Raw genomic sequence first — 25,016 nt, forward strand, 5'->3', positions numbered from 1 at the left:
GAACAAGAGCCCGATCGGTTCTAATTGCCGCCGATGCCCGGGACAACGCCGGAGTTGTCGTCACCGCCCCGACCGTCGGTGCCGTCGCCTCCTGCTGGCGGTGTCGATGTCGGATTGGGCGCCGGCACGATCCCAGGGGCTGTCGGCGTGGGAGTCGGTGTCGGCGTGGTCGTGGGGGAGTCCGTCGGAGAGTCGGAGTTCGAGCCCGAGCCGGAACTCGACCCGGATCCGTAGACGAGGGTGTCGTCGGGATCGGGGAAGTCGGCAGCCCCCGGAAGCACCTCGTCGTTCGCCGTCATCACCGATTTCCAGATGCGGTGGCGGACGCTGTACCCCGCGTATCCATTCGTCTCCACGTCGGTCATCGAGACATCGCCTGACACGTTGCCGACCCAGACAGCCGTGGCCGCCTTCGTGCTGGCCCCGATCATCCAGGTGTCTTTCTCGTTGTCTGTCGTGCCCGTCTTGCCGATGTGCTCGATGTCGTCGCGGGGATTCGACGCTGTCGCGGTCCCGCTCTGGAGCGGGCCTTTCATCGCATAGGCGAGGGTGGCCGCGATCTTCGGATCGAGAGCCTGCGCGCACCCGGCCTGGGGCGGCTGCAGTTCGGCACCCGTCGAATCCACGATGCGGTCGATGGCGATCGGCTTGCAGTAGACGCCGTTCGCCGCGATGCCGGCATAGGCGGCGGCCATCGTGAGAGGCGCGATGGTCTGCGTGCCGATCACGTCGGCCAGATCAGACCCGAGGTCGGCGCCGTCGGCGCGGTGCACGCCCATGGCCTGTGCATCATTGCGAATCTGGCACAGGTCGAGCTTCTGGGCCATCGCGAAGAAAGCGTTGTTCACCGAGTCGGTGAGGGCCGTCTGAACGGAGATCGTTCCGGGTCGCTCGCCGCTGTCGTTGCTGGGTGAATAGTCGGGTCCACTCACGTCTGCACAGGTGTTGGTGAAGTTCGCCCGCTTGAAGGTCTGCGGATTGCCGTTGACCCTCTCGTTGAGTGTGTGGCCTTGCTTCAGCCATTCGGCGAGCGTGAACACCTTGTACGTCGAGCCGACCTGGAAGCCCGTCGACCCGCCGTAGCCCTGGTCGGTGTTGTAGTTCAACGAGGTGCTGCCCGGGTCGGTGGAGTCGCCGGCCACGTAGGTCTTGTTCTGCGCCATCGCAAGGATGCGGCCGGTTCCGGGTTCGACCGTGACGATCGTCGAGCCCAGGTCGAGTTCGTCGCTCGACGCCGGAACGTACTCGGTCATGGTCTCATTGGCGTTGGCCTGAAGTGCCGAGTTGAGAGTCGTGTAGATCTGAAAGCCGCCGGTCTTGAAATTCGACCAGCGTTCGTCGGCGGTGGCACCGAAGGTGGGGTCGTTCTTGACGATCCAAGTCACGTAGTCGCAGAAGTATGCGGCGCCGTTCGCGGCCGTCTGGCAACCCGTCGATGGCTCTGTGATCACGGGGGTGACAGGTGTCGCGACGGCCTCTTCGTACTGCGCCTGAGTGATCGTGTGGTGCTTGAGCATCGATGCGAGAACGTCGACGTCGCGCCGGGCCTTGTTCGCCTCGATATTGTCGGGATCGTCGATGCGCAGCCCGTTCGGTTCGTTGACCGTGGCTATCAGGCTCGCGGCCTGAGCGACCGTCAGTTGGGCTGCCGTCGTTCCGTAGTAATAGTTCGCCGCGGCCTCGATGCCGTAGACCGAGCCACCGAAGTTCGCGATGTTCAGGTAGCCGAGCAGAATCTGGTCTTTGCTGTACTTCTTCTCGAGGCCGATCGCGAGTCGCATCTCGGACAGCTTGCGATCGAGCGACGTGTCGGTCGCTTCGGCGTAGGCCTTCTCGCGATCCGACTCGTTATCGAGGGCCTCGGCCCGCTGCACGAGAATGTTCTTCACGTACTGCATGGTTATGGTCGATGCGCCGCTCTCGACGCCGCCCGAGGTGACATTCCGGAGCGCCGCACGCAGAGTCGACGTGAGGTCGACTCCGTTGTGCTGGTAGAAGCGCGGATCCTCCGTCGAGACGACGGCGTCTTTCACCGCGGGCGCGATCTCATCCCAGCCGACCTCTTGCCGGTTCTGGTCGAAGACGGTGGCAAGCAGAGTGTTCGTTCCATCGGTGTTCGTCGAGTAGATCTCGGACTTCTGTGCGAGCGCACCGATGTCGAGAGTCGAGGGCAGATCCTCGAAGAGTCCCACTGATCGCGAGACGGATGCGCTGGTGAGCGAGACGGCGGGAACGGCCAGCGCGGTGACGAGAACGCCGGCGACGACGCTCGCTCCGAGCAACTTCAGCCAGGGCTTCGCCGCAGACATGAAACGTGACGAGGTATCAGGCATAACAGTTGAGGATACGTTCGCGCACCTCCGAAGCGGCTGAATCGGCGATTGCGTCACATGAAGTCATAGAACTTCCTGCAGGGCGTACCGGGGTAAAAGCTGGTGTGCATGACACCGCACTCCTCCGCTCGCAGCCCGCAGCAGACCGGCTCCGTCGACTCGCTTATCGAGCACGCGGGCCTCGACGCCGACTCGTTCAAGTCCGTCTTCCGCAATCACCCGGCCGGCGTCGCCGTGATCACAGCCGATGCCGGAGACGGCCCGGTGGGTCTGACGGCGACCTCTGTCTTCTCGGTCAGTGCGGAGCCGCCGTTGCTCGTGTTCTCGGTGTCGGGGCAGTCCTCGAGCGCACCGACGATCTTGGCCGCCGACACGGTCGTCGTGCATCTTCTCGGGTCGGAACAGCTCGACCTGGCCACGCTCTGCGCCACGAGCGGCATCGACCGCTTCGCCGACACATCGATCTGGGATCGGTTGATCACCGGGGAACCCTACTTTCCCGCGGCACAGTCATGGATCCGCGGCAAGGTCATCGAGCGCATGGATGCCGGGGGCTCGACGGTGATCGCCGTTCACGCACTGCAGGCGGGCGTCTCCGACGAGGTCGACTCAGCCGAGCCCCTCGTCTATCACAATCGCACGTGGCACCGGCTGGGCCAGCACTCTCGCATCGACGGGTGAGCGGCCGACTTCCTCGCAGTGCGAATAGAGTTGAACGAGAAAGACCTCGTGCAAACCGAAGGAAGTCCTAAAACATAATGAGCGCTCACTACAACCTCGTCGTTCTGGGAGCCGGCCCCGGTGGCTATGTCGCTGCCATCCGTGCCGCGCAGCTCGGGCTCAGCGTCGCCGTCGTCGAAGAGAAGTACTGGGGCGGTGTCTGCCTCAATGTGGGCTGCATTCCCTCCAAGGCCCTGCTTCGCAACGCGGAACTGGCGAACATCTTCGCCACTCAGGCCAAGGAGTTCGGCATCTCGGGAGACGTCTCGTTCGACTTCGGCGTCGCCTTCGATCGCAGCCGCAAGGTGGCCGACGGTCGCGTCAAGGGTGTGCACTTCTTGATGAAGAAGAACAAGATCACCGAGTACGACGGTCGCGGATCGTTCAACGACAGCCACTCGCTCACGGTGGCCAAGTCCGACGGAACGGCCGAGCAGCTCACCTTCGACAACGCGATCATCGCCACCGGCTCGACCGTGCGCCTGCTTCCCGGTGTGACCCTCAGCGACAACGTCGTCACCTATGAGAGCCAGATCCTCACCCGCGAACTGCCCAAGTCGATGGTCATCGTGGGTGCCGGCGCCATCGGCATGGAGTTCGCCTACGTGCTGCGCAACTACGGTGTCGAGATCACCATCATCGAGTTCCTCGACCGAGCGCTCCCCAACGAAGACGCCGATGTCTCGAAGGAGATCGCCAAGCAGTACAAGAAGCTCGGCGTGAACCTGCTCACCTCGACGAAGGTCGAGAGCGTGGTCGACAACGGCACGAGTGTCACCGTCTCGTACACGGGCAAAGACGGCGCTCAGGGCTCCATCGAGGTCGACAAGGTTCTGATGTCGATCGGCTTCGCTCCTCGGGTCGAGGGCTTCGGGCTCGACAAGACGGGCGTGCAGCTCACCGAGCGCGGAGCGATCGCGATCGACGATCACATGCGCACCAACGTTCCGAACATCTACGCCATCGGCGATGTCACGGCCAAGCTGCAGCTAGCGCACGTCGCCGAGGCGCAGGGAGTCGTCGCCGCAGAGACCATGGCCGGAGCAGAAACCCAGACGCTGGGCGACTACCGCAACATGCCGCGGGCCACGTTCTGTCAGCCGCAGGTTGCGAGCTTCGGTCTCACTGAGCAGCAGGCGCGCGACGAGGGGCACGACGTGCTCGTCTCGACCTTCCCGATGACGGCCAACGGCAAGGCCCACGGACTCGGCGAGCCCGCCGGATTCGTCAAACTGGTCGCCGACGCGAAGTACGGCGAACTGCTGGGTGGCCACATGGTGGGCCACGACGTCTCCGAGCTCCTGCCCGAGCTGACACTCGCCCAGATGTGGGATCTGACGGCCACCGAACTGGCACGCAACGTGCACACGCACCCCACGTTGAGCGAGGCTCTGCAGGAGGCCTTCCACGGTCTCAAGGGCCACATGATCAACCTGTAAGACCTCAAGGAAGGGCCGGCACGGGTATCAGATGCCCGTGCCGCCCTCCCATAGGTGTTCCGATGTGCCGCTGATCAATGACGCCACGCTCATGGCCTGGCTGTCGGTCAGCGATGCGATGTAGTCGACGATTCCCCGCCCGCGCCCGCGAGCGATGAGGCTCTCGTCATCGGTAGCCCCGCGCAGCAGTTCCGGCGTGTCCGATCGGAGCCGGAAGTACCCCGCTGTCGCCACCTGGACCAGTTCGACCAATCGACGTGGGGCGCGCGCCGCGTCGTCTTCGTCGGAGAGCCACGCCCGGAATCCCTCGACCAGAGTCTCGAGAACCCGGCCTTGACCTCGCTGATACGTGGCGAGGTCTGGGCGTTCGAGAACGAAGCGGGTATGCACGAACTTCAGAACGACGACGTCGTGCCATGCTTGCTGGCCGAGCCGAACGTGGGCGCTTCTCACATGCGGAGCGCGGTCGACGACGATGGATCGCTGAAGCCGGTTGATCCAGCTGCGAGTGAACGACGAGATCGCCCTTTCGGCTCCCATCGATCCGTCGAACGGAACCGACAGCAGCCCGTCGCCCAGGTCTTCGCTGACTCTCTGCACGGCGGCTCTGAAGGCATCGTCCGACGCGATCCACGCGTCTCGGGCATGGATGCGACGCCGCACCAACTCGAGCGCGTGCCCGGGTGTGCGGGCGCTCGCCTCGAGCGACTGCTCGTCGAGACGTGACAGCGCACTCTGGTCGCGAAGCCAGCTGCGGAGCTCGGCGGATACCGACGCCTGCTGCAGCACTCCCGCTCGGTAGAAGTCGTCGAGATCGTGGATCGAGTAGGCGATGTCGTCGGCGATGTCCATGACCGAGCACTCGACCGTCTGACGCCACTCGCCGATGTTCGGGAACGCTCTCTGCGCCGCCCGCAGCTCCTCGACGTCGAGTGTGTAGGCCGAGAACTTGTCGGCTCCACCGTTGCGCTGGGAGCCCACGCCCCGAGGCATGCCATCGGGCATATCGGTGCGCACGCGCGATTGCCATTCGGCGCGCAGCCAGGGGTACTTGAGGACGCCGGCCCGCACTGCCGCGGTGAGGTTGAGGCCCTGCTCGGTGGCATCGCAGGCGTCGAGCTCGGTGAGGATTCGGAAGGTCTGCGCGTTGCCCTCGAAGCCCTCCGAGAGACCGAGGCGTTCGCGGGCGAGTCGGTCGAGCACCTGTTCGCCGAGGTGTCCGAACGGTGGGTGCCCCAGGTCATGAGCGCTGGCGGCCGCCTGAACGACCACGGGGTCGCACCCACCGAGCTCGCGCACGAGAAGTCCTGTGTCGCCGCGGTCTTGCTCGAGCATCACAGCAATCGACCGTGCAACGGCGGTGACCTTGACGGAGTGGGTGAGCCGATTGTGAATCACCGGCCCCGCTCCCGCCTGCGAGATGACCTGGGTCACAGCCGAGAGTCGCGAGAAATACGGCGAGAATCGGATGCGCTCGAGGTCGACCCTGAAGTCGGGCTGCGGCTCGATGCGCTCGATCTCGTCGAGCCGCTCGGGAACGCGACGCTCGATGCGTGCCTCGGAGGTGTTCTGCAGTGCGTCTGCGGTGCTCATCTGACCGAGATTACATCTGCAGAGCGAGAGCGAAGGGCAACACCGGACCCGAGCCGTGCCGGCGAAGTTCGCGCCCGGCCACCGTTATGGTCCATCGGCTGTCGACGAGATCGTCGACGAGCAGCACGGGTCTGCCAGTCAGAGCGCCGAGCTCGGACACCATCTGCTCAGAGACCTCGAAACGCTGCCACACCGAAGAGAGCCGGTAGACACTGTTGCCGCCCGGGGCGCCGTCGGGGCCGGCCCCCACGAGTTCGAGTGAACCGAGGTAGGGGAGTCGGCCGAGTTGAGACAAGCCTTCGGCTATCGAGCGCACGAGTGCGGGCCGGCGCCTCGACGGCATGCTCACGATTGCGGCCGGTCGCTCGCTCCACTGCCACTCGCCCAAGACCTTCGCGCAGGCCTGGATGAGCGTCGGTGTTGCGGGCTCGTCGGGCGCTCCGGCAGCGAACAGCTGCCGCAGCGTGCCTCCCCACCCCAGATCGGTGAGCCTCGCCAGGGCCCGACCCGGCTCGACGCGCTCGTCGATGGCTATGCGCCCCTTCACCGCCACGCCACGCTCCGACGCGCCTGTCGGCCACTGCGTTCGCGGCTCGATGACCGCGCCCACCCGCTGAAGGGCCGTCTCGGCGGTCGCCTGGTCGCCCGTCGAGACCGAGCTGTCGTACCACGCGCTGGTACACCTGTCGCAGCGGCCGCAGGGGGCCGCGGTCGGATCGTCGAGCGCCCGCTGCAGAAACTCCATGCGGCACCCAGCGGTGGTCTCGTAGTCGAGCATCGACTGCTGCTCCGACACACGCTCCGCTGCGATTCGCTCATAGCGCTCGGCGTCGTAGACCCACGGCCTGCCGGTCGACCGCCACCCTCCCTGCACCTTGGACACAGCGCCATCGACGTCGAGAACCTTGAGCAGTAGTTCGAGAGGCGTTCGGCGCAGGTCGACCAGCGCCTCAAGGGCGGGCGTCGACAGCGGTCCGGATTCGGCGTCGAGCGCGTCGAGCACGGCCCGCGCCCGTCGGTCGTCGGGCATGGATGCCGTGGCGAAGTAGTGCCAGATCTCCGGATCTTCGCGGCCCGGCAGAAGCAGAACATCTGCATTGTCGGTTGCTCGCCCTGCCCGCCCGACCTGCTGGTAGTAGGCCACAGGAGACGACGGTGCTCCGAGATGGATGACGAAACCGAGGTCGGGCTTGTCGAAACCCATTCCGAGCGCACTCGTGGCCACGAGCGCCTTGACCTGGTTGTTCTTGAGCTTCGCCTCTGCCGCCTCTCGATCGGCCGGATCGGTGCGACCGGTGTAGGCCAGCACCTCATGGCCTGCCTCGCGAAGCAGGCGTGCCGTGTCTTCGGCTGCGGAGACGGTCAGCGCGTAGATGATGCCGCTACCCTGCATCTCGCCGAGATGGGTCAGCAGCCAGCCGAGCCGAGCTTTCGAGTCGGGCAGCCTGAGTACTCCGAGCCGGAGCGATGCGCGCGCGAGCGGGCCCCGGATCGTGACGACGGTGTTCGCCTGCGGCCCGTGCGTGTCGACGCTGAGTTGCTCGGCCACGTCGGCCACCACACGGGAGTTCGCGGTTGCCGTCGTGGCGAGAACGGGAACGCCAGCCGGAAGTTCAGCGATGAGTGTGCGCAGACGGCGGTAATCGGGGCGAAAATCATGACCCCAATCAGAGATGCAGTGTGCTTCGTCGACGACGAGGAGACCCGTGCGGCGCACGAGTTCGGGCAGCTGCTCGTCGCGGAAGCGGGGGTTGTTGAGTCGTTCGGGCGAGACGAGCAGCACATCGATCTCGTTCTTCGCGAGCCGCTCTTTGATCGACTCCCACTCGTGTGTATTGGCCGAGTTGAGACTCGCTGCGGTGACGCCCGCACGTGCGGCAGCGGCCACTTGGTCGCGCATCAGGGCGAGCAAGGGCGATACGAGAATGGTGGGCCCGGCACCGAGCTGACGAAGAAGGAGCGTGGAGATGAAGTAGACCGCGGACTTGCCCCATCCGGTGCGCTGGACGACCAGGGCACGACTGCGGTCGGTGACCAGAGCGTCGATGGCCTCACGTTGCCCCTCGTGGAACTCGGCATCGGGTCGGCCGACGAGGGAGCGCAGAATGTCGGTTGCGGTCTGCTGTGGTGGCAAGGTCATGACTCGAGCCTGCCATCCACCGCTGACGCCGGACGACGCTCAGGGTGTTGTCGACTGAAACGGGGTAATCTCGCGCCTGTGCAGAACCGTCCGCTCGTCCATCTCCTCGCGGTCTTTCTCGGGGGAGTCCTCGGAAGCGCCCTGCGGCTCGGCCTCGACCTGGCGATCCCGCACGCTGATCAGCAGTTCCCTGTCGACACGCTCCTGATCAACACGGTCGGATCGTTCGTGCTCGGATGGCTCACCGCGGGCGTGTTCCGCAGAGGTATGTCTTCGATCGTCAAAGCCGCCGTGGGTCCTGGCCTTCTGGGGTCGTTCACGACCTTCTCAGCGGTCATCCTCGCGCTCGTGCTCCTCACGGTGTCCGGGCCTGATCAGCTGATTCTCGCCGTCGTCTATCTCGTCGCAACGCTGTCACTGGGTCTCGGTGCCGCGTTCCTCGGACTCCGTCTGGCTGAGAGACGTGATCGCGGTCGTCGAGTCGAGGAGCCCATGAGATGACGCCTCTTCTCGCTCTCGTGGTCGTCGTCTCAGGCGGATTGGCCGCGATCGTCCGCTACGCGATCAGCACCTTCACAGCCTCGCGCCCGGACACCTCGGCATTCCGTCGCTTTCCCTGGGCCGTGCTTGTCGTGAATGCAGCAGGCTCGGCCCTGGCCGGCTGCGCCGCCGGGCTCGCTGCGGGCTCGGCCCTGACGCCGGATGTGCGCCTTGTTCTCATCACCGGCGTTGCTGGGGGTCTCACCACTTTCAGCACGTTCAGCGTCGAGACCGTCGATCTCCTGCGTTCCGGTCGGTGGTCCACCGCGGTCGTCTCGTGTCTCGGCAATCTTGTGGTGGGGCTCACCCTTGCCGTCGCCGGCTACGTGGTGGGCGTACTGCTCTCGTCGTGAGCGGGAGGTCGGACGAACCTGACCCATAGCCAGATCGCGACGCAGGCTGCCGCGAAAGTCAGAGAAGCGAGGCCGAACACGATGAGTCCGGCTCCGCCACCCAAACCCTCGAGCGCTGACGAGAGAACGCCGGCGAGCAGTGTGAAGCTCACCAGCGCGAGCGGTAGCCACACGATCGGCTTCCAGCGCAGGATGTGCCGGCCCGGCAGATCGGCTATCGGAAGCAGCTGTATCGCGGCTCCACCGAGCGACGCCAGAGCGATGGTATTGACGAATTCGGCCAGGAATGCGCCGACCGTGCCCGAGCCCGTGCCGGCCACGATCGATCCCGAGATCAAAAAGGCCGTGCTGCCCACCGCGAGAAGGGCGCCGATCTGGAGAGCAGCCAGGCGGCCCAACGCGCGACGCGAGGTCGGGAGCGACAGTGCCAGACCGAATACGATCCCGAACACGAGGGCCGGATCGAGATCGAGAACTCGCGACAGGATGGTCGCCCCGATCGAGATGAGAAGGAAAAGAGGTCGAAGCCGCACGCCGGCAGTGACGTCGAAGATACTCCGCGCCAGCACCTTCGGCACGAGCACGGCCACGGCGTTCACCACGAGGACACCCAGCATGACGGCGACGAGTAGCCGCAGATAGGCGGGTTCGTCGGTCACAGGTGCGCTGAGTACGGTGATGGTCGCACTGGCGACAAGGGCGAACGCGCCGGTCACTCGAGCATTCCACGGCAGGGTGGGGGCGGTGTCGTATTCCTGATAGCGCGATCGGTTGCGCCCCGTGAGCCTGCCGCTGCTGGCCGAGCGAGGTCCTGGCTCTGCCCTCAGGCCGCGGAGCGTCCCCGCGAGGAGCCGCGCTGGCACCGCGAGAAACGCAACCATCGCCAGCCCGATGCCGAGTGCCAGGGTCCAGTCGATCGAGCTCGAGGTTCCGAAGGCGGGCTGCATCCCGGCGCTGAACCGGGTCGACGCAGACCATCCGCCCGACGAGGTCGCTGGCGGAGCATCCGTTGTCGTGCCCGGCTGCGACTGCTGCTGCTGCTGCTGCTGCGGCGCCGCAGCTGTCGGGTCGCCGCCGGGAAGCGACGGGATCGGAGTGGAGGTCGGAGAGGGCGTGCCCGCACTCGGGGCGGGCTGCTCGGTCGGCGCCGGCGCCGTTGGTGCACCGACGAAGGCCACCGCCACTCGGACGCTTTCGGTGCTGATGTTGCCGGCCGCGTCTTGTTGGATGGCCGAGACCTCGTAGGTGCCCGCGTCGATCGCGGCGGAGGTGCACGACCAGCGTGCGCCTGCGACAACCGCCTGGCACAGCGAGTGCGGGCCGGCGAAGAGCGTCACTGTGGCCCCGTCTTCGCCGCCACCCGAGAACGCGGCACCGGATGCCTGAACAGAGCCGGCCGGGATGCTCACGCTCGGAGGTGCGGGTGCGTCGACATCGATCGTGAGGGTGCTCGGCCGGCTCGATGACGACGAGCGTCCTCTGCTCCACGGGGCGACTTGACTGGCCGTGAGCTGATACGAGCCGCTTTTGAGACCCTTGGGCAGAGCGCAGAACCATGCTCCTGTCCCATCTGCCGTCGCGGTGCAGGACACCTCTCCGACGACGGCCGTCACTGTCGCGTCCGGTACCGCTTCGCCCATGACCGTTCCGTTAGAGACGGTGCCGTTGCCTGCGGAGCCCGCGGTCGGGGCATTCAGCACAGAGACGGTGACACTCGTCTCCGTCGACTGCCCAGCCACGGTTTGAACCGCTCGCACTGTGATCGACGAGGTAGACGGGAGTGATACGTCGCACGACCAGGTTCCCGCCGGGGTGGTCACGACGCTGCATAGCGGCTGGCCGCCGGTGCTGGAGTACAGGTCGATTCCGCTTCCGGGTTCGGCCGTTCCGCTGAACGAGATGGTGTCTCCGACCAGCGCGGATGCTGCGGGTTTCTCGATCACGGGCGAGGCGACCGTGGTCGAGTCTGGAGCCGGCGAAGGTGCATCTGGAGTGGGAGCGGGTGTCGAGGCCGGCGGCGGATCGGTCTCCGTGGCGACCGCGGCGCTGCCCGGCGCGATGAACACGACCGAGAGAAGGAAGAGGGCGCACACCGTTGACACGGTCGACAACATGGCAGCACGACGGCGCTGTGCTGCTGACGGGGGTGTTCCGGGCAAGTGGGTCACGTACCTCCCATTTAGGGGTGTTCTGTGCACGAAGTCAAAGTCTGTTGCGTTCGTATGAGCCGCGGAGCAAAAAAATTCACACGCCCGAAACGCCTTCCGCGCCATACTGGGCTCGAGTGGGACGATCGACCCACTCGGCGAGGGAGCGAAACGATGCCAAGGATGTCGGCCGAGGAGCGTCGCGTCGAGCTCGTCTCCGCTGCGTTCCGGGTGGTGGCCGCCCGCGGGGTCGGGGCAGCGAGCGTTCGAGCGATCTGTCAGGAGGCGGGCATGTCCCTGGCGAGTTTCCACTACGTCTTCGAGTCGCGAGACCAGCTCATGGCCGAGCTGGTCAGCGTCGTCGTCGAGGCGGAACGGCGCGCCATGCTCCCACCTCTTACTCCGGGGGAGACCTTCCGAGACACTGTGAGACTCGGTCTCGAACGGTATCTACAGCACTTGCGCTCCGATCCGCAGAGGGAGAAGGCCATGCTCGAACTCACCCAGTACGCGTTGAGATCCCCGTCGCTCGAGGCCGTCGCGTCGCGACAGTACGAGCGATATCGGGCGCTCGCCGAAGACGCCCTCGCCACCGCGGCGGAGCGCTGGAACATGACCTGGACGATGCCTGTCGACCAGATCGCTCGCATCCTCGTGGTGGTCACCGACGGAGTCACGATGTCGTGGCTCGTGACGCGCGACGACGCCGCGGCCGCGCGAGCGCTCGACTTCGCGGCCGATTCGGTCGTTTCTCTGGCGGTCGCGGCATGAGCACGACGGATGCCGCAGCGGGTGTGTTCTCGGAGCCGGTGCGCCGGGTGGGAGGCGGCTGGATCGCGCTCTTCGCTGCGGCCTGGCTGGGTGTCTGGATGGCTCAGCTCACCCCGGTGCAGCTTCTTCTTCCCGTGCAGATAGAGCAACGCCTTGGCGCAGCATCCTGGGTCGACAACGTCGTCGCATTCGGCGTCATCTCCGGAATCGCGGGTGTGGCGGCATTCATCACCTTTCCCCTGACCGGACTCCTGTCCGACCGCACGACATCCCGTTTCGGCCGCCGACGCCCGTGGATTGCCGGGGGAGCAGTGCTGTTCGCGCTCTCGCTGCTTCTGCTGGGTCTGCAGGAGAGCTTCGTCGGAATCGGCATCTTCTGGACCCTGTCGATCGTCGGGTTCTGCGTGCTCACCGCGGCGCTCACTGCCACGATCTCCGACAGAGTCCCGGTCGGGCAGCGTGGTTTCGTCTCGGGCTGGATCTCGGCACCGCAGGCCATCGGCACGATCCTCGGCCTCGTTCTCGTTCTCACGCTCTTCACGGGTCAGTTCACCGGGTATGCGTCGATGGCGGTGCTGCTCGTCGTCCTGGTCGCTCCGTTCCTCATCTTCGGTCGCGATCAGGTCCTGACTCGTGAGGCCGCCCGGCGCATCCCTCGCGGCCGGCTGCTCGACGAGCTGTGGATCAGCCCTCGCCGTTATCCCGACTTCGGATGGACTCTGCTCGGCCGCATTCTCGTCAATACGGGCAATGCGCTCGGCACGACCCTGTTGCTCTACTTCCTGATGTATGGACTCGACGATGAGAATGCCGAAGACGACCTCATCGTGTTGACGCTGATCTACATGGTCTTCGTCGTGCTCTCATCTCTCGGGGCCGGGGCGCTCAGCGACCGGCTCGGTAGACGCCGCGTCTTCGTCTTCGTCTCGTCATCGCTTCAGGCGGTGGCGGCGCTTCTTCTGGCGTTCGTACCCGAGCTCTCCGTGGCGATGGTGGCGGCCGGTCTGTTGGGCGCGGGCTACGGATGCTTCCTCAGCGTCGACCAGGCGCTCGCGACACAGGTCCTTCCCGACCAGGCGACGCGCGGAAAAGACCTCGGCATCATGAACATCGCCACCGCCGTGCCCCAGGCGATGGCGCCGCTGCTCGGCGCTGCGGTGGTCGCCTGGCTCGGAGGCTTCCAAGGCCTCTTCATTCTGTCTGCCCTCTTCGCCTTCGGCGGCGCCCTGGCCGTCGCCCGCATCAGATCTGTGAGGTAACCCATGATTCCCCCTCTTCTCCGTTCCAGCGCCGAGCCCTGGCGCACTCCCTCGACGTGGTGGCCTCGTCTCGATGCGGCCACGGCGCATCTCGAGACTCCGCTCGCCGCGGTCAGCCTCGAGGCCTTCGCCCACAACGCCTTCGACATGACCGACCGGGCCGCTGGCAAGACGATCCGCGTCGCATCCAAGTCGGTGCGCATCCGGTCTCTCGTCGACGCCGTGCTCGCTCTCGACGGCTACGCCGGGATTCTCGCGTACACCCTGCCCGAAGCTCTCTGGCTGGCAGAGACCGTGGACGACGTCGTTGTGGGCTATCCGAGCGTCGATGTCACCGCGATCCGCCAGCTGGCCTCCAGTCCTGAACTCGCCGAGCGGGTCACCCTGATGATCGACAGCCTCGACCATCTCGACTTCATCGACGAGGTAGCTCCTCCCGGAACCCGCGAGAACCTGCGGCTGTGCCTCGAGATCGACATGTCCTTCGTCACGAAAGCCCTCGGCCACGTCGGCGTCTGGCGCTCACCCGTGCGGGAGGTCGCCGAGGCTCGGCGCATCGCTGAAGCGGTGGCCCGGCGTCGAGGCTTCACGCTGGTGGGCATCATGGGGTACGAGGCCCAGATCGCCGGCGTCGGAAATCGGCCGAAGGGCAATCCCGGACGAGGGATCGTGCTCGACTGGATGCAGAAGCAGTCGGTGGCCGAGCTCACCGACAGGCGCGGCGCCATCGTCGAGGCGGTCGAGCGCATCGGTCCGCTCGAGTTCGTGAACGGCGGTGGCACGGGTTCGCTCGAGAGCACCTCGGCGGATGCGTCGGTGACGGAGATCGCCGCGGGCTCCGGTCTGCTCGGCGGGCACCTCTTCGATACCTACTCCCGGTTCCGGCCGGCCCCCGCGGCGGCCTTCGCTCTCTCGGTCGTGCGCAAGCCCACGCCCCGCATGGCGACGCTCCTCGGGGGCGGCTGGATCGCATCCGGACCCCCGCAGAAAGACCGCACCCCCGAGATCGTCTGGCCCGAAGGCCTCGACTTGCAGGCGCGCGAGATGGCAGGAGAGGTGCAGTCTCCCGTCTCGGGCGCGCTCGCGGCCGATCTGCGCATCGGCGATCGTGCGTGGCTCCGACACACGAAGTCGGGCGAACTAGCCGAACACGTCGCCGAGGTAGCGATCGTCTCAGGCGAGGAGGTGGTCGCCATGGTTCCGAGCTACCGAGGCGAAGGGAAGTCCTTCCTGTGAGCGCGAGCGGAGCCGTCTGGCGCAACTGGGGACGCACCGAAGCGGTGCGTCCGCGACGCGTCGAGCGACCGACGAGTGCCGGTGCCGTGCAACGCGCCGTCATCGCTGCGGCGCGCTCGGGCATACCGATCAAAGCGGTGGGAGCGGGTCACAGCTTCACCGGCATCGCCGTCGCTCCCGGGGTGCAGCTCGACCTGACCGCGCTCACCGGCCTGATCGGGGTCGACGCGGAGCGCAAACGGGTGACGCTGGCGGCGGGCACGCGCCTCTACGACGTTCCTGCCCTCATCGAACCGCTCGGTCTGGCGATGCCGAATCTCGGCGACATCGACCGACAGAGCATCAGCGGTGCGATCTCGACGGGAACACACGGCACGGGAGCTGACTTCACGGGCATCGCCGGCCAGGTGCGGGGAGCCGTCATCGTCACGGGCGACGGCAGCCTCCTGCGCATCTCTGAGACAGAGAACGCCGAGCTGCTGCCGGCCGTCGCTCTGGGGCTCGGCGCTCTCGGAATCCTCGTCGAGATCACTCTGCAGTGCGTCGACTGCTTCGCGTTGCACGCCCGCGAGCGACCTCTTGCGTTGAAGGGCCTGCTCGACGCAGAGCCGGGTGACGACGGGTCGCTCGCCGACCGAGTGCGTTCGAGCGATCATTTCGAGTTCTACTGGTTTCCACACACGCGAACCGCGGTCTCGAAGACCAACACCCGGCTGCCGTCATCTGCGAGCCTTGCTCCGCTGACACCCGTGGCGCACTGGCTCGAAGACGTGGCTCTGACCAATGGCATCTATCGGGCGACGTGTGCCGCGGCCGTTGCGGCCCCGTCGATCATTCCCCGTGTCAACGGAATGGCCGAGCGTCTGATGGGCAACCGCGAGTTCACCGACCGCTCGCATCGCGTCTTCGCCACACGGCGCACCGTGCGTTTCCGCGAGATGGAGTATGCGATTCCCGCAGAGACCGTACCCGATGCGCTGCGCGACATCATGAAGCTCATCGACACGCGCGGGTGGCGCATCTCGTTTCCGATCGAGGTGCGCTTCGCCCGGGGCGACGACCTGTGGATGTCGACCGCGCACGGCAGAGACAGTGGCTACATCGCCGTGCACCGCTACTACCGTGAAGATCCCACGGAGTACTTCGAGGCTGTCGAGCAGATCATGCTCGGCTACGAAGGGAGGCCGCACTGGGGCAAGATGCATACGAGGCAGTCAGACGATCTCCGTGCGATGTATCCGCACTTCGACGACTTTCTCGCCGTGCGTGATCGACTCGATCCTCAGCGCGTCTTCGCGAACCCCTACCTGAATCGAGTACTCGGAGCATGACGAGCAGAGCCACGCGGTTCCCGAGCGCCGAGACCCTCGCCGCCGAACTGCCCAGCGACTTCGTGCTGGGCGTCGCGACGAGCGCCTTCCAGATCGAAGGTGCGACCAGGGAGGGCGGGCGCGGGGCATCGACGTGGGACGCCTTCACGCACCAGGCCGGCCGCATTCGCGGCGGCGCGACCGCGGATGTCGCGGCCGATCACATCCACCGGCTAGGCGACGACCTCGACCTGGTGCGCGATGCTGGGGTGGATGCCTACCGCTTCTCGATCTCCTGGCCTCGGGTCCAGCCGGGCGGCTCGGGCCGTCTGAACGAACACGGCGTCGCCTTCTACGATCGCCTCCTCGATCGGCTGCTCGCCGACGGGATCAGCCCGATGGCCACACTGTTCCACTGGGACACGCCACTCGAACTGGCCGGAGGGTGGCGCTCGCGCGACACTGCTCGGCGACTGGGCGAGCTCGCCTTTCTACTGGGAGAGCGGTTCGGCGATCGCGTCGACCGCTGGGTCACGGTCAACGAACCTGCCACGGTGATGCTCAACGGCTATGCGCTGGGAATCCACGCGCCGGGGGAGACGCTGCTGTTCGACGCACTTCCGGTGGCGCACAATCTTCTTCTCGGCCACGGCTACGCCGTGGAGGGGCTGCGGGGAGCCGACGTCAGAGGTGGCATGGGACTCACGAACGTGCACACGCCCACTACGCCGGCGACGTCGTCTGATGAGGACACCGAGTTCGCGTGGCTGTTCGACGCACTGCACAATCGTATCTTCGCCGACCCGGTGCTGCTCGGGCACTATCCCGAGCCGCGCGACGACTTCGCGTCGGTGTTGAAGCCGCTGATCGAGGTCGACTCGCGCGATCTCGCGCTCATCTCGCAGCCCATCGACTTCTATGGACTCAACTACTACTTCCCCACGCGCATCGCCGCGGGTGCCAGACGCGCGGTCGCGCCCGACGGCGAATCAGAGGCGATGGCGTCTCTGCCCTTCCACCTCGCACCGTGGCCCGAGTTCCCGACCACGGGTTTCGGCTGGCCCGTCGCGCCGGAGTTTCTCGAGACGACTCTGGGGGAGATGGCCGAGAGATACGGTTCCGCGCTTCCGCCCGTCTTCATCACCGAGGGCGGAGCGAGCTTTCCGGAGTCGCTCGTGTTCGACGAGCGCTCGGGCGACCGGGTGGTCTCCGACCCGAGGCGCATCGACTATCTCGCTCGTCATCTGGAGGCGGCTCTTCGGTCGACCTCGCCGGGCGGTATCGCCGAATCCGTCGATCTGAAGGGCTACTTTGTCTGGACCCTGCTCGACAATTTCGAGTGGGCGGCGGGGTACAGCCAGCGATTCGGGCTCGTGCATGTCGACTTCGCGACACAGGAGCGAACGCCGAAGGATTCGTTCCGGTGGATGCAGGCGCTCGCGGGGGATCGCAGACGCTAGGCGCTTAGGATGGCGGGCATGGCGCCCCGCATCAGAGCACCCCGCTCGCTTCGCGATCGAGCAGAAGTCTGGCTCGGCGACTACGCATATGCGCTGCGCGCAGAGCGCCGGAACGCCCGTTCGCGGCCAGACCCCGTTCCGTTCGAGACGGGGTCCGAGCGCCCTGTTCTGCTTGTTCCCGGCGTCTACGAGCGATGGGAGTATCTGCTTCCCGTCGCTCACGCGCTCAACGAGCAAGGCCACCCGTGCTTCATCGTTCCCGAGCTGCAGCGCAACAGCATCCCGATTCCTCAGGCCTCTCGTCTCGCAGGGGCGGTGCTGCGCGACCGCGATCTCAGCGATGTGGTGATCGTGGCGCACAGCAAGGGCGGTCTGATCGGCAAGCACGTGCTCGCGTTCGACGATCCGGATGGGCGGGTCGCCGGGGTGGTGGCGATCGCGTCGCCGTTTCAGGGCTCCACCTTCTCGAGGCTGCCTCTCACCAAGCCCCTCCGCGAGTTCGCTCCGGGTCAGGGCAGCATTGCCACCCTCGCGGCCGAGAAGATGATCAACGAACACATCGTCTCGATCTATCCCTACTACGACACCCACATCCCGAGTGGCAGCGAGCTCGCGGGCGCGACCAACATCGCGCTGCCCCTGAGTGGACACTTCAGGGTGCTCGCAGAGCCCTTGGTGATTGCAGAGACGGTGCGCGCGGTGGCGACTCTTCCGCACCGGTAGTCGCCGCCTCGGTACGACAGCGCGGTCTCTGGGAGCTTGCTCCACAGAGAACGGGGTCTGCTGAGCGCTGGCTTATAGTAAACGCTATGGAATGGCTTATCCCGGTAATCGTCGTCGTTGTTCTCGTAGCCATCATCGGTATCTACCTGTGGGCCACATACAACTCGCTCGTGACGTTGAAGGTGCGCGTCGACGAGGCATGGAGCGACATCACGGTTCAGCTGAAGCGGCGAGCCGACCTGATTCCCAACCTGATCGAGAGCGTCAAGGGTTACGCCGCTCATGAGAAGGGCGTCTTCGAGGCGGTCACGGCGGCGCGCGCCGAGACTCTGCAGGCGCAGGGCCCGGTCGATGCATCCGCCGCCGAAACCCACATGCAGACGGCGCTCAAGAGCATCTTCGCCGTTGCGGAGGCCTATCCTCAGCTGCAGGCCAGCCAGAACTTCTTGCAGTTGCAGGCAGAGCTCGTCGACACCGAAGACAAGGTGCAGGCGTCGCGACGCTTCTACAACGGCGGTGTGCGCGAGCTCAACACGAAGATCCGCGTCTTTCCGAACAACATCTTCGCCAAGAGACTCGGTTTCACCGAGCGCGACTTCTTCGAGGTGGCCGACCTCGCCGCCATCGCGGAGCCGCCGCGCGTGCAGTTCTAGCCTCGGGGCGAGGGCTGAATGTATCGGGCGATAGCCAAGAACAAACGCAACACCGTCTTCATCGTCCTCATCTTTTTGGGGATCATCGGCGGCCTGGGCTACCTCGCGAGTTGGATCTACGGCAATACGACCATCGTGATCATCACGGTGGTCGCCGCCATCGCCTACGCGGTCTTCCAGTACTTCTTCGCCAGCAGCCAGGCGATCATGTCGAGTGGCGCCGTGCGCATCGAGAAGGCCGACAATCCCCGGCTGTGGCGCATCGTCGAGAACCTGTCGATCACCACCGGAACGCCGATGCCGGCCGTGTACATCGTGCCGGACCAGGCGCCCAATGCGTTCGCCACGGGGCGTGACCCGCAACATGCAAGTGTGGCGGCAACCACCGGACTGCTCGACATCATGACCGACGCCGAACTCGAGGGAGTGATGGCGCACGAGTTGGGACACGTGCGCAACTACGACATCAGGGTGTCGATGATCGTCTTCGGGCTCGTGGTGGCTGTGGGCTTCATCGCCGACATGTTTCTGCGCTTCGCCTTCTTCGGCGGAGGCCGCAACAACAACAGCAATGGGGGCGGCGGAGGGGGCAATCCTGTCGTGCTGATTCTCGGCCTGGTCGCCATGCTGGTCGCTCCGCTCGTCGCCGGACTCGTTCAGGCTGCCGTGTCGCGCCAGCGCGAGTATCTCGCCGACGCCACAGGAGCGCTCACCACGCGGCATCCGGATGCTCTGGCCAGCGCCCTCGAGAAGCTGGCGGCCTACGGGCGCCCGATGCAGAAGCAGTCGTCGTCTATGTCGCACATGTGGATCGCCGACCCGCTCAAACCGGGCATGCTCACGCGTCTGTTCAGCACCCACCCCCCGATCGTCGACAGAGTCGCACGCCTCGAGAAGATCGGCGGAGAGTTCTAGCTCGCTAGTTCTCGCTCGAGATCTCGGCAGCCAGCGCAGCCGCCAGATTGCCCTTGGCTGAGACCTCGATGGATTCGAGGCCCTGCCACTGCATCGTCTGACGCAACACGGGCGCCAGGCGTGCTGCCGTGTGGTCGGGCGCGCCGTCTTCGGCCCAGGCTGCCCGCACTCGAAGCACTCCAGCCTGCCGGTCGTTCTTAAGGTCGACTCTGCCCACGACCTGGTCGTCGATGAGCACCGGCAGCACGTAGTAGCCGAACACCCTCTTGGGCTCGGGCGTATAGATCTCGATGCGGTAGTGGAAGTCGAAGAGGCGCAGCGCTCGGGCGCGCGCCCAGACGACCGGATCGAACGGCGAGAGCAGGGCGGTGGCCTGCATACGACGGGGGAGTCGGGCGTCGCGGTGCAGCCAGGCAGGCTTGCCCCATCCGTCGATCGTGACCGGCAGGAGTTCGCCCGCCTCTTCGAGCTGGCGGATCGCGGGAACAGCGTCGACGGCCTTCAGGCGGAAGTAGTCGGCGATGTCGTCTGCCGTGCCCACACCGTGAGCGCGAGCCGAGATGGAGACGAGGCGGCGCATGGCCTCGTCTCGGGCGACGTGAAGCTCACGAACAGCGGCGGGAAGCACCTGCTCGGGCAAGGCGTAGACGCGCTCGAAGCGGGTGCGGCCGGCGCTGACCACATCGCCCCACCGGAACAGAGTCTCGAGCCCCCGCTTGACGTCGGACCAGCCCCACCACGAACCACTGCGGGTGTTTGATTCGTGCTCGATCTCGCTGGCCCGCATCGGGCCTTTGGCTGCCAACTCGGTGAGCAACCACTCGGTCATAGGCCTGTTCGCCGCGAACCACGAGTCGGCGTCGGCCTCGGCGCGTTCACGATATTCCTGCTGCCGCCAGCGCAGAAGAGGCAGTGTGTCGACGGGAATGAACGACGCCTCGTGTGCCCAGTACTCGGTGATGCGGGGAGAGTAGGTGACCCGATCGAGCTGAGCCTTGTCGTAGTTGCCGAGCCGAGCGAAGACCGGCAGGTAGTGGCTGCGCTCGAAGACATTGACGGAGTCGATCTGCAGCAGCCCGAGCCTGTCGATCACGGCACCGAGTTGGCGCACGCCCGGAACGACGTCTGTGGGGACTCGACCGAAGCCCTGCGCAGCCAGCGCGACGCGGCGGGCGAGAGCGGGAGACAGTGACTGAGCCATGTTCTCGAGCGTACCCACGCACCTGCGACATCGAGACATGCGCCGTTCACCTTCGCGATGCCGGACGGTCGCATCCAGGTCGCGCTGCACTCATAACGTCAGCACGTCGGAACCACAGCCCCGTCCGGCACACGCACGCTAAACCTGGAGGACTCTTGCTTTCCACCCGCACAGCCATCGCCGGCATCGCCGCAGCGATCGCACTCACACTCAGCCTCAGCTCCTGCGCGAGCACCTCGGCTGACGCATCCGCCGACGGTGGAGTCGACGCTGCCACCGCCACCAGCGTCTCGGCATTCGGCGACCTCGCCGGTCTCGAGAAGGCGGCGAAAGCCGAGGGCGCACTCAACGTGATCGCCCTTCCGCGCGACTGGGCCAACTACGGTGCAGTGCTCGACGCGTTCACCGCGAAGTACCCCGAGATCACCATCACCGAGGCCTCGCCCGACGCATCGAGCGCCGAAGAGATCCAGGCGGCCGACAACCTCAAGGGCCAGGACACCGCCCCCGATGTGTTCGACGTGGGCGCCGCCGTCGCCCTCGCCAACACGAAGAAGTTCGCTCCGTACCAGGTCGAGACCTGGGCTGACATTCCGGATGCGCTCAAGGAGCAGTCGGGCCTCTGGGTCGGCGACTACGGCGGATACATGGCCATCGGCTACGACCCCGACGCGGTTCCGGCGCCGAAGAGCCTCGACGACCTGCTCGGCGACGCCTACAAGGGCAAGGTCGCGATCAATGGCGACCCGACGCAGGCCGGGGCCGCCTTCGCGGCCGTGGGTATGGCATCCGTTCAGAGCGGCGGGTCGACCGCCGACTTCCAGCCCGGGATCGACTTCTTCTCGAAGCTCAACAAGGCCGGCAACTTCGTCAAGATCGACCCGACGCCCGCCACGATCGCCTCGGGCGAGACCCCCGTCGTCTTCGACTGGGACTACCTGAACATCGGCTACGGCAAGAAGCTCGACGGCCAGCGCAAGTGGGAGGTCGTCGTCCTTCCGGGCACCGGCTACGCGGGCTACTACAACCAGGCGATCAGCGCAGACGCCCCGCACCCCGCGGCCGCTCGCCTGTGGCAGGAGTTCCTGTACAGCGACGAGGCGCAGAACCTGTGGCTCGCGGGTGGCGCTCGTCCGGCACGGGCCGAGGCGATGGAGGCGGCCGGAACGATCGACAAGAAGCTGTTCGACGCCCTGCCGGAGACGCCGGACGAGACCGTCGTGCCCTCTGCTAAAGAATCCGAAGACGCTGCGGCCCTTCTCGGCAGCAACTGGGCCACGGCCGTTCAGTAACCAAGGAAAGAGACACAACTGATGGCTGACACCCTCGTGTCGGTCGTCGCTCCCCTCGAGGGCGTCGCGCCTGCAGCAGTGCAGGTTCGACGCCCCGAGTCGTCGCGACGGGCGGCCTTCACCGTGCCGAGTTTTCTCGGCCTCGTTCCCTTCGCGGCATACATCCTCCTCTTCCTCGGGCTGCCCACCGCGATCGCCCTGTTCACCGGGTTCCTCGACGGCACCGGTTCGTTCTCGCTGACCAACATCGAGGCACTCGCCGACCCGCTGATTCTCAGCACCTTCGGCAACTCGATCGGGCTCTCGGCCCTCACGGCGGTCATCGGTGCCGTGGTCGGAGCGGCCTGCTGCTACGCGCTGATCGGCACGAACCCCACCGGATTGCTCCGCTCGGTCGTCGACTCCGCCAGCGGGGTGCTGGCCCAGTTCGGCGGTGTGATGCTGGCGTTCGCCTTCGTCGCAACCATCGGCATCCAGGGCATGGTCACCGTGTACCTGCGCGACTCGCTGGGCATCAACATCTTCGCCGACGGTGTGTGGCTCTACGAGCTGCCCGGCCTGATCCTGCCCTACATCTACTTCCAGGTTCCGCTGATGATCATCACGTTCCTTCCCGCCCTCGAAGGCCTCAAGCCGCAGTGGGCCGAAGCGAACGCCAGCCTCGGCGGATCGCGGGCGACATACTGGTGGCGCATCGGCATCCCCGTGCTCACCCCCTCTTTTCTCGGCTGCCTGCTGCTGCTGTTCGCCAACGCCTTCTCGTCGTTCGCGACGGCTGCTGCGCTCACCAGTCAGGGCTCGCAGATCGTTCCCCTGCAGATCCGCTCGGCCCTCACGAGCGAGACGGTGCTCGGGCGGGAGAACCTCGCGGGAGCACTCGCTCTGGGAATGATCGTGGTGATGGTCGTCGTCATGACGCTCTACTCGCTGCTCATGAAGCGCTCTGCGAAATGGCAGCGATGAGCGGCCAGGCGAAAGCGTTCCGGCCAGAGCCCGGTGCGCTCACGCGCTGGCTGATCCTCGGCATCGTGGGGCTGGTGTTTCTCGTGCCCATCGTTGCGATGGGCGAGTTCACGCTGCGTCGCGGACTCGAGGGCGGCTACGACTTCAGCCGGTGGATCGCCGTCTTCTCGGGGGGACTCACGGGGGAGTACAAAGGGGTGCTGACCGCCCTCGGCAACTCCGTGGTGCTGGCCATCGTCACCGTCGCGGTGATGCTCGTCATTCTCGTGCCGACCATGATCCTCGTGCAACTGAAGTTCTCTTACCTTCGCCGTGCCATGGAGTTCCTCTGCCTCCTGCCCATCACCATCCCGGCCATCGTGCTGGTGGTCGGCCTCGCCCCGGTCTATTCGGTCATCGCCAAGATGTTCGGCAGCGGCGTCTGGACCCTCTCATTCGCCTACGGCATCATCGTGCTGCCCTACGCCTACCGTGCCATCCAGGCCAACCTCTCGGCGATCGACGTGGTGACCCTCAGCGAGGCCGCCCGTTCGCTCGGTGCCGGATGGCTGACCGTGCTCGTTCGCGTGCTGCTGCCGAATCTTCGTCGCGGCATCCTCTCGGCATCGTTCATCTCGGTGGCGGTCGTGCTGGGCGAATACACGATCGCTGCGCTTCTCAACCGCATCAACCTGCAGACCGCGCTCGTCATCGTGTCGAAGTCCGATCCCTTCGTCGCCGTGATCTTCGCCCTTCTGGCGCTGGTCTTCGCCTTCTTCCTCCTGCTCGCGATCGGCCGGGTCGGCGCGCCCCGCCGCAGCCGTCGCGAACCCGCCGCATCCATCACCGCGCCAGCCGCCGTCACACCGTCCGGAGCATCCTCATGAGCCTCGCCACACGAAACGCCTCACCGACCGACACGAAGACCCGCGGCGCCGGCGCCACCGTCGAGTTCCGTTCCGTCGTCAAGGATTTCCCCGGACACCGCGCCCTCGACGGCGTCGACCTCACGCTGCAGCCCGGCGAGTTCGTGGCGCTGCTCGGCCCGAGCGGCTGCGGCAAGACCACAGCCCTGCGCGTGCTCGGCGGTCTCGAAGACGCGACGAGCGGCAGCATCCTGATCGACGGCTCCGATGTCTCGGGCCTGCCGGCCAACAAGCGCGACATCGGCATGGTGTTCCAGTCGTACTCGCTGTTCCCGCACCTCACCGTGCTCTCGAACGTCGAATTCGGGCTCCGGATGCGCAAGGTCGAGAGAGACGAGCGACGCACGCGTGCGCTGGCCGCCCTCGAGATGGTCGGCCTCAGCGAGCATGCCAGCCGCTACGCGCATCAGCTCTCGGGTGGCCAACAGCAGCGGGTGGCTCTCTCCCGAGCGCTCGTCACCGAGCCGCGCGTGCTTCTGCTCGACGAGCCGCTTTCGGCACTCGATGCCCGCGTTCGGGTGCAGCTGCGTGACGAAATCCGGCGCATCCAGATCGATCTCGGAATCACCACGCTCTTCGTGACGCACGACCAGGAGGAGGCCCTCGCGGTCGCCGATCGGGTAGCGGTTATGCGGTCGGGAACGATCGAGCAGATCGGTGCCCCTGAAGAGCTCTACACGCGGGCGAAGACCTCATTCGTCGCGGAGTTCGTCGGGCTCAGCAACCGACTCGACGGCGTGATCGACACACCGGGATTCGTCGCTGTCGAGGGTGTCACTCTTCCTCTCATCGACCAGTCGGCCCCGACAGGAGCGGTCTCTGCATACGTGCGCCCGGAGGACGTGGTCTTCTCCTCGGAGGGCATCTCTGCCGAAGTGGTCTCGAGCAGTTTTCTCGGCAGCTTCCGCCGCACGACGGTGCGTCTGGCATCGGGTGCGCTCGTGCGGGTTCAGCATGGCGCGACCGCCCCGCTCGCAATCGGCGACAGGGTGTTTCTCTCCTTCACAGGAGCGCCTGTCGCAGTGAAGGCCGCCGACGCGTCATAACGATTTCTCCTCAGGTC

Annotated in this window: 21 protein-coding genes; 16 read left to right on the plus strand and 5 right to left on the minus strand. The window is 66.0% G+C overall.

Annotation, left to right across the window (positions count from 1 at the left end):
- Positions 1–20: 20 nt before the first annotated feature.
- A complete protein-coding gene (locus tag B9Y86_RS12985; RefSeq protein ID WP_085486716.1) occupies positions 21–2,333 on the minus strand; it encodes a transglycosylase domain-containing protein in 2,313 nt (770 codons plus the stop codon).
- Positions 2,334–2,441: 108 nt separating this feature from the next.
- Between B9Y86_RS12985 and B9Y86_RS12990 the strand changes: the two genes are divergently transcribed.
- Together B9Y86_RS12990 and lpdA are read left to right on the plus strand one after the other, a co-directional pair.
- A complete protein-coding gene (locus tag B9Y86_RS12990) occupies positions 2,442–3,014 on the plus strand; it encodes a flavin reductase family protein (RefSeq protein WP_085486944.1) in 573 nt (190 codons plus the stop codon).
- Between the two features lie 77 nt (positions 3,015–3,091).
- Positions 3,092–4,492: a dihydrolipoyl dehydrogenase gene (gene lpdA, locus B9Y86_RS12995; RefSeq protein ID WP_085486718.1), complete on the plus strand. Its 1,401-nt coding sequence runs from the start codon at positions 3,092–3,094 to the stop codon at positions 4,490–4,492.
- Positions 4,493–4,519: 27 nt separating this feature from the next.
- Here the strand turns inward: lpdA and B9Y86_RS13000 are convergent, their stop codons facing one another.
- Positions 4,520–6,085, minus strand: a complete 1,566-nt coding sequence (locus B9Y86_RS13000) for a deoxyguanosinetriphosphate triphosphohydrolase family protein (protein ID WP_085486720.1) — start codon at positions 6,083–6,085, stop codon at positions 4,520–4,522.
- 10 nt (positions 6,086–6,095) lie between these two features.
- The gene (locus B9Y86_RS13005; RefSeq protein ID WP_085486722.1) at positions 6,096–8,225 is read right to left on the minus strand and encodes a RecQ family ATP-dependent DNA helicase; all 2,130 of its coding nucleotides are present in this window, start codon (positions 8,223–8,225) and stop codon (positions 6,096–6,098) included.
- A gap of 78 nt (positions 8,226–8,303) precedes the next feature.
- Between B9Y86_RS13005 and B9Y86_RS13010 the strand changes: the two genes are divergently transcribed.
- Together B9Y86_RS13010 and B9Y86_RS13015 are read left to right on the plus strand one after the other, a co-directional pair.
- Positions 8,304–8,726 (plus strand): fluoride efflux transporter FluC, encoded by a 423-nt coding sequence (locus B9Y86_RS13010; RefSeq protein ID WP_085486724.1) that lies wholly within the window; start codon positions 8,304–8,306, stop codon positions 8,724–8,726.
- Complete coding sequence (locus B9Y86_RS13015; RefSeq protein WP_085486726.1) at positions 8,723–9,118, plus strand: fluoride efflux transporter FluC; 396 nt, start codon at positions 8,723–8,725, stop codon at positions 9,116–9,118. The genes B9Y86_RS13010 and B9Y86_RS13015 overlap by 4 nt, the downstream gene beginning before the upstream one ends.
- Here B9Y86_RS13015 and B9Y86_RS13020 read toward each other — a convergent pair.
- Positions 9,088–11,286 carry an Ig-like domain-containing protein gene (locus B9Y86_RS13020; protein WP_139824889.1) on the minus strand — a complete coding sequence of 733 codons (2,199 nt, stop codon included), beginning with the start codon at positions 11,284–11,286 and terminating at the stop codon, positions 9,088–9,090. The two genes, B9Y86_RS13015 and B9Y86_RS13020, sit on opposite strands and share 31 nt — an antisense overlap.
- Positions 11,287–11,439: 153 nt before the next feature.
- Here B9Y86_RS13020 and B9Y86_RS13025 point away from each other — a divergent pair, with 153 nt between their 5' ends.
- From B9Y86_RS13025 to B9Y86_RS13060, 8 genes are all read left to right on the plus strand, one after another.
- Positions 11,440–12,036: a TetR/AcrR family transcriptional regulator gene (locus B9Y86_RS13025; protein ID WP_176223358.1), complete on the plus strand. Its 597-nt coding sequence runs from the start codon at positions 11,440–11,442 to the stop codon at positions 12,034–12,036.
- Positions 12,033–13,295 carry an MFS transporter gene (locus B9Y86_RS13030; RefSeq protein WP_085486733.1) on the plus strand — a complete coding sequence of 421 codons (1,263 nt, stop codon included), beginning with the start codon at positions 12,033–12,035 and terminating at the stop codon, positions 13,293–13,295. The genes B9Y86_RS13025 and B9Y86_RS13030 overlap by 4 nt, the downstream gene beginning before the upstream one ends.
- Before the next feature lie 3 nt (positions 13,296–13,298).
- Positions 13,299–14,531, plus strand: a complete 1,233-nt coding sequence (locus B9Y86_RS13035; RefSeq protein ID WP_085486735.1) for an alanine racemase — start codon at positions 13,299–13,301, stop codon at positions 14,529–14,531.
- Positions 14,528–15,862, plus strand: a complete 1,335-nt coding sequence (locus tag B9Y86_RS13040) for a D-arabinono-1,4-lactone oxidase (RefSeq protein WP_085486737.1) — start codon at positions 14,528–14,530, stop codon at positions 15,860–15,862. Before B9Y86_RS13035 ends, B9Y86_RS13040 begins: the two co-directional genes overlap by 4 nt.
- Positions 15,859–17,301, plus strand: coding sequence for a glycoside hydrolase family 1 protein (locus B9Y86_RS13045; protein WP_085486739.1), 1,443 nt, complete (start codon positions 15,859–15,861; stop codon positions 17,299–17,301). The genes B9Y86_RS13040 and B9Y86_RS13045 overlap by 4 nt, the downstream gene beginning before the upstream one ends.
- An 18-nt stretch (positions 17,302–17,319) precedes the next feature.
- On the plus strand, positions 17,320–18,024 hold the full coding sequence (locus tag B9Y86_RS17580) for an esterase/lipase family protein (protein WP_085486741.1): 705 nt from the start codon (positions 17,320–17,322) through the stop codon (positions 18,022–18,024).
- 86 nt (positions 18,025–18,110) lie between these two features.
- On the plus strand, positions 18,111–18,677 hold the full coding sequence (locus B9Y86_RS13055; RefSeq protein ID WP_085486743.1) for a LemA family protein: 567 nt from the start codon (positions 18,111–18,113) through the stop codon (positions 18,675–18,677).
- 18 nt (positions 18,678–18,695) lie between these two features.
- Positions 18,696–19,592 (plus strand): M48 family metalloprotease, encoded by an 897-nt coding sequence (locus B9Y86_RS13060; RefSeq protein ID WP_085486745.1) that lies wholly within the window; start codon positions 18,696–18,698, stop codon positions 19,590–19,592.
- A 4-nt stretch (positions 19,593–19,596) separates the two neighbouring features.
- Here the strand turns inward: B9Y86_RS13060 and B9Y86_RS13065 are convergent, their stop codons facing one another.
- Complete coding sequence (locus B9Y86_RS13065) at positions 19,597–20,793, minus strand: winged helix-turn-helix domain-containing protein (protein ID WP_085486946.1); 1,197 nt, start codon at positions 20,791–20,793, stop codon at positions 19,597–19,599.
- Positions 20,794–20,948: 155 nt separating this feature from the next.
- On the opposite strand from B9Y86_RS13065, the gene B9Y86_RS13070 reads away from it, so the two are divergent.
- From B9Y86_RS13070 to B9Y86_RS13085, 4 genes are read left to right on the plus strand one after another with little or no spacing between them, the layout of a single operon-like run.
- Complete coding sequence (locus tag B9Y86_RS13070) at positions 20,949–22,085, plus strand: ABC transporter substrate-binding protein (RefSeq protein WP_085486747.1); 1,137 nt, start codon at positions 20,949–20,951, stop codon at positions 22,083–22,085.
- A 21-nt stretch (positions 22,086–22,106) separates the two neighbouring features.
- Entirely contained in the window at positions 22,107–23,048 is a 942-nt protein-coding gene (locus tag B9Y86_RS13075; RefSeq protein WP_085486749.1) for an ABC transporter permease, read from the plus strand.
- The gene (locus B9Y86_RS13080; RefSeq protein ID WP_085486751.1) at positions 23,036–23,914 is read left to right on the plus strand and encodes an ABC transporter permease; all 879 of its coding nucleotides are present in this window, start codon (positions 23,036–23,038) and stop codon (positions 23,912–23,914) included. Before B9Y86_RS13075 ends, B9Y86_RS13080 begins: the two co-directional genes overlap by 13 nt.
- Entirely contained in the window at positions 23,911–24,999 is a 1,089-nt protein-coding gene (locus B9Y86_RS13085; protein ID WP_085486753.1) for an ABC transporter ATP-binding protein, read from the plus strand. The genes B9Y86_RS13080 and B9Y86_RS13085 overlap by 4 nt, the downstream gene beginning before the upstream one ends.
- Positions 25,000–25,016 lie beyond the last annotated feature (17 nt).

Source organism: Agreia pratensis (genome assembly GCF_900177685.1).
GTDB classification, from domain to species: domain Bacteria; phylum Actinomycetota; class Actinomycetes; order Actinomycetales; family Microbacteriaceae; genus Agreia; species Agreia pratensis.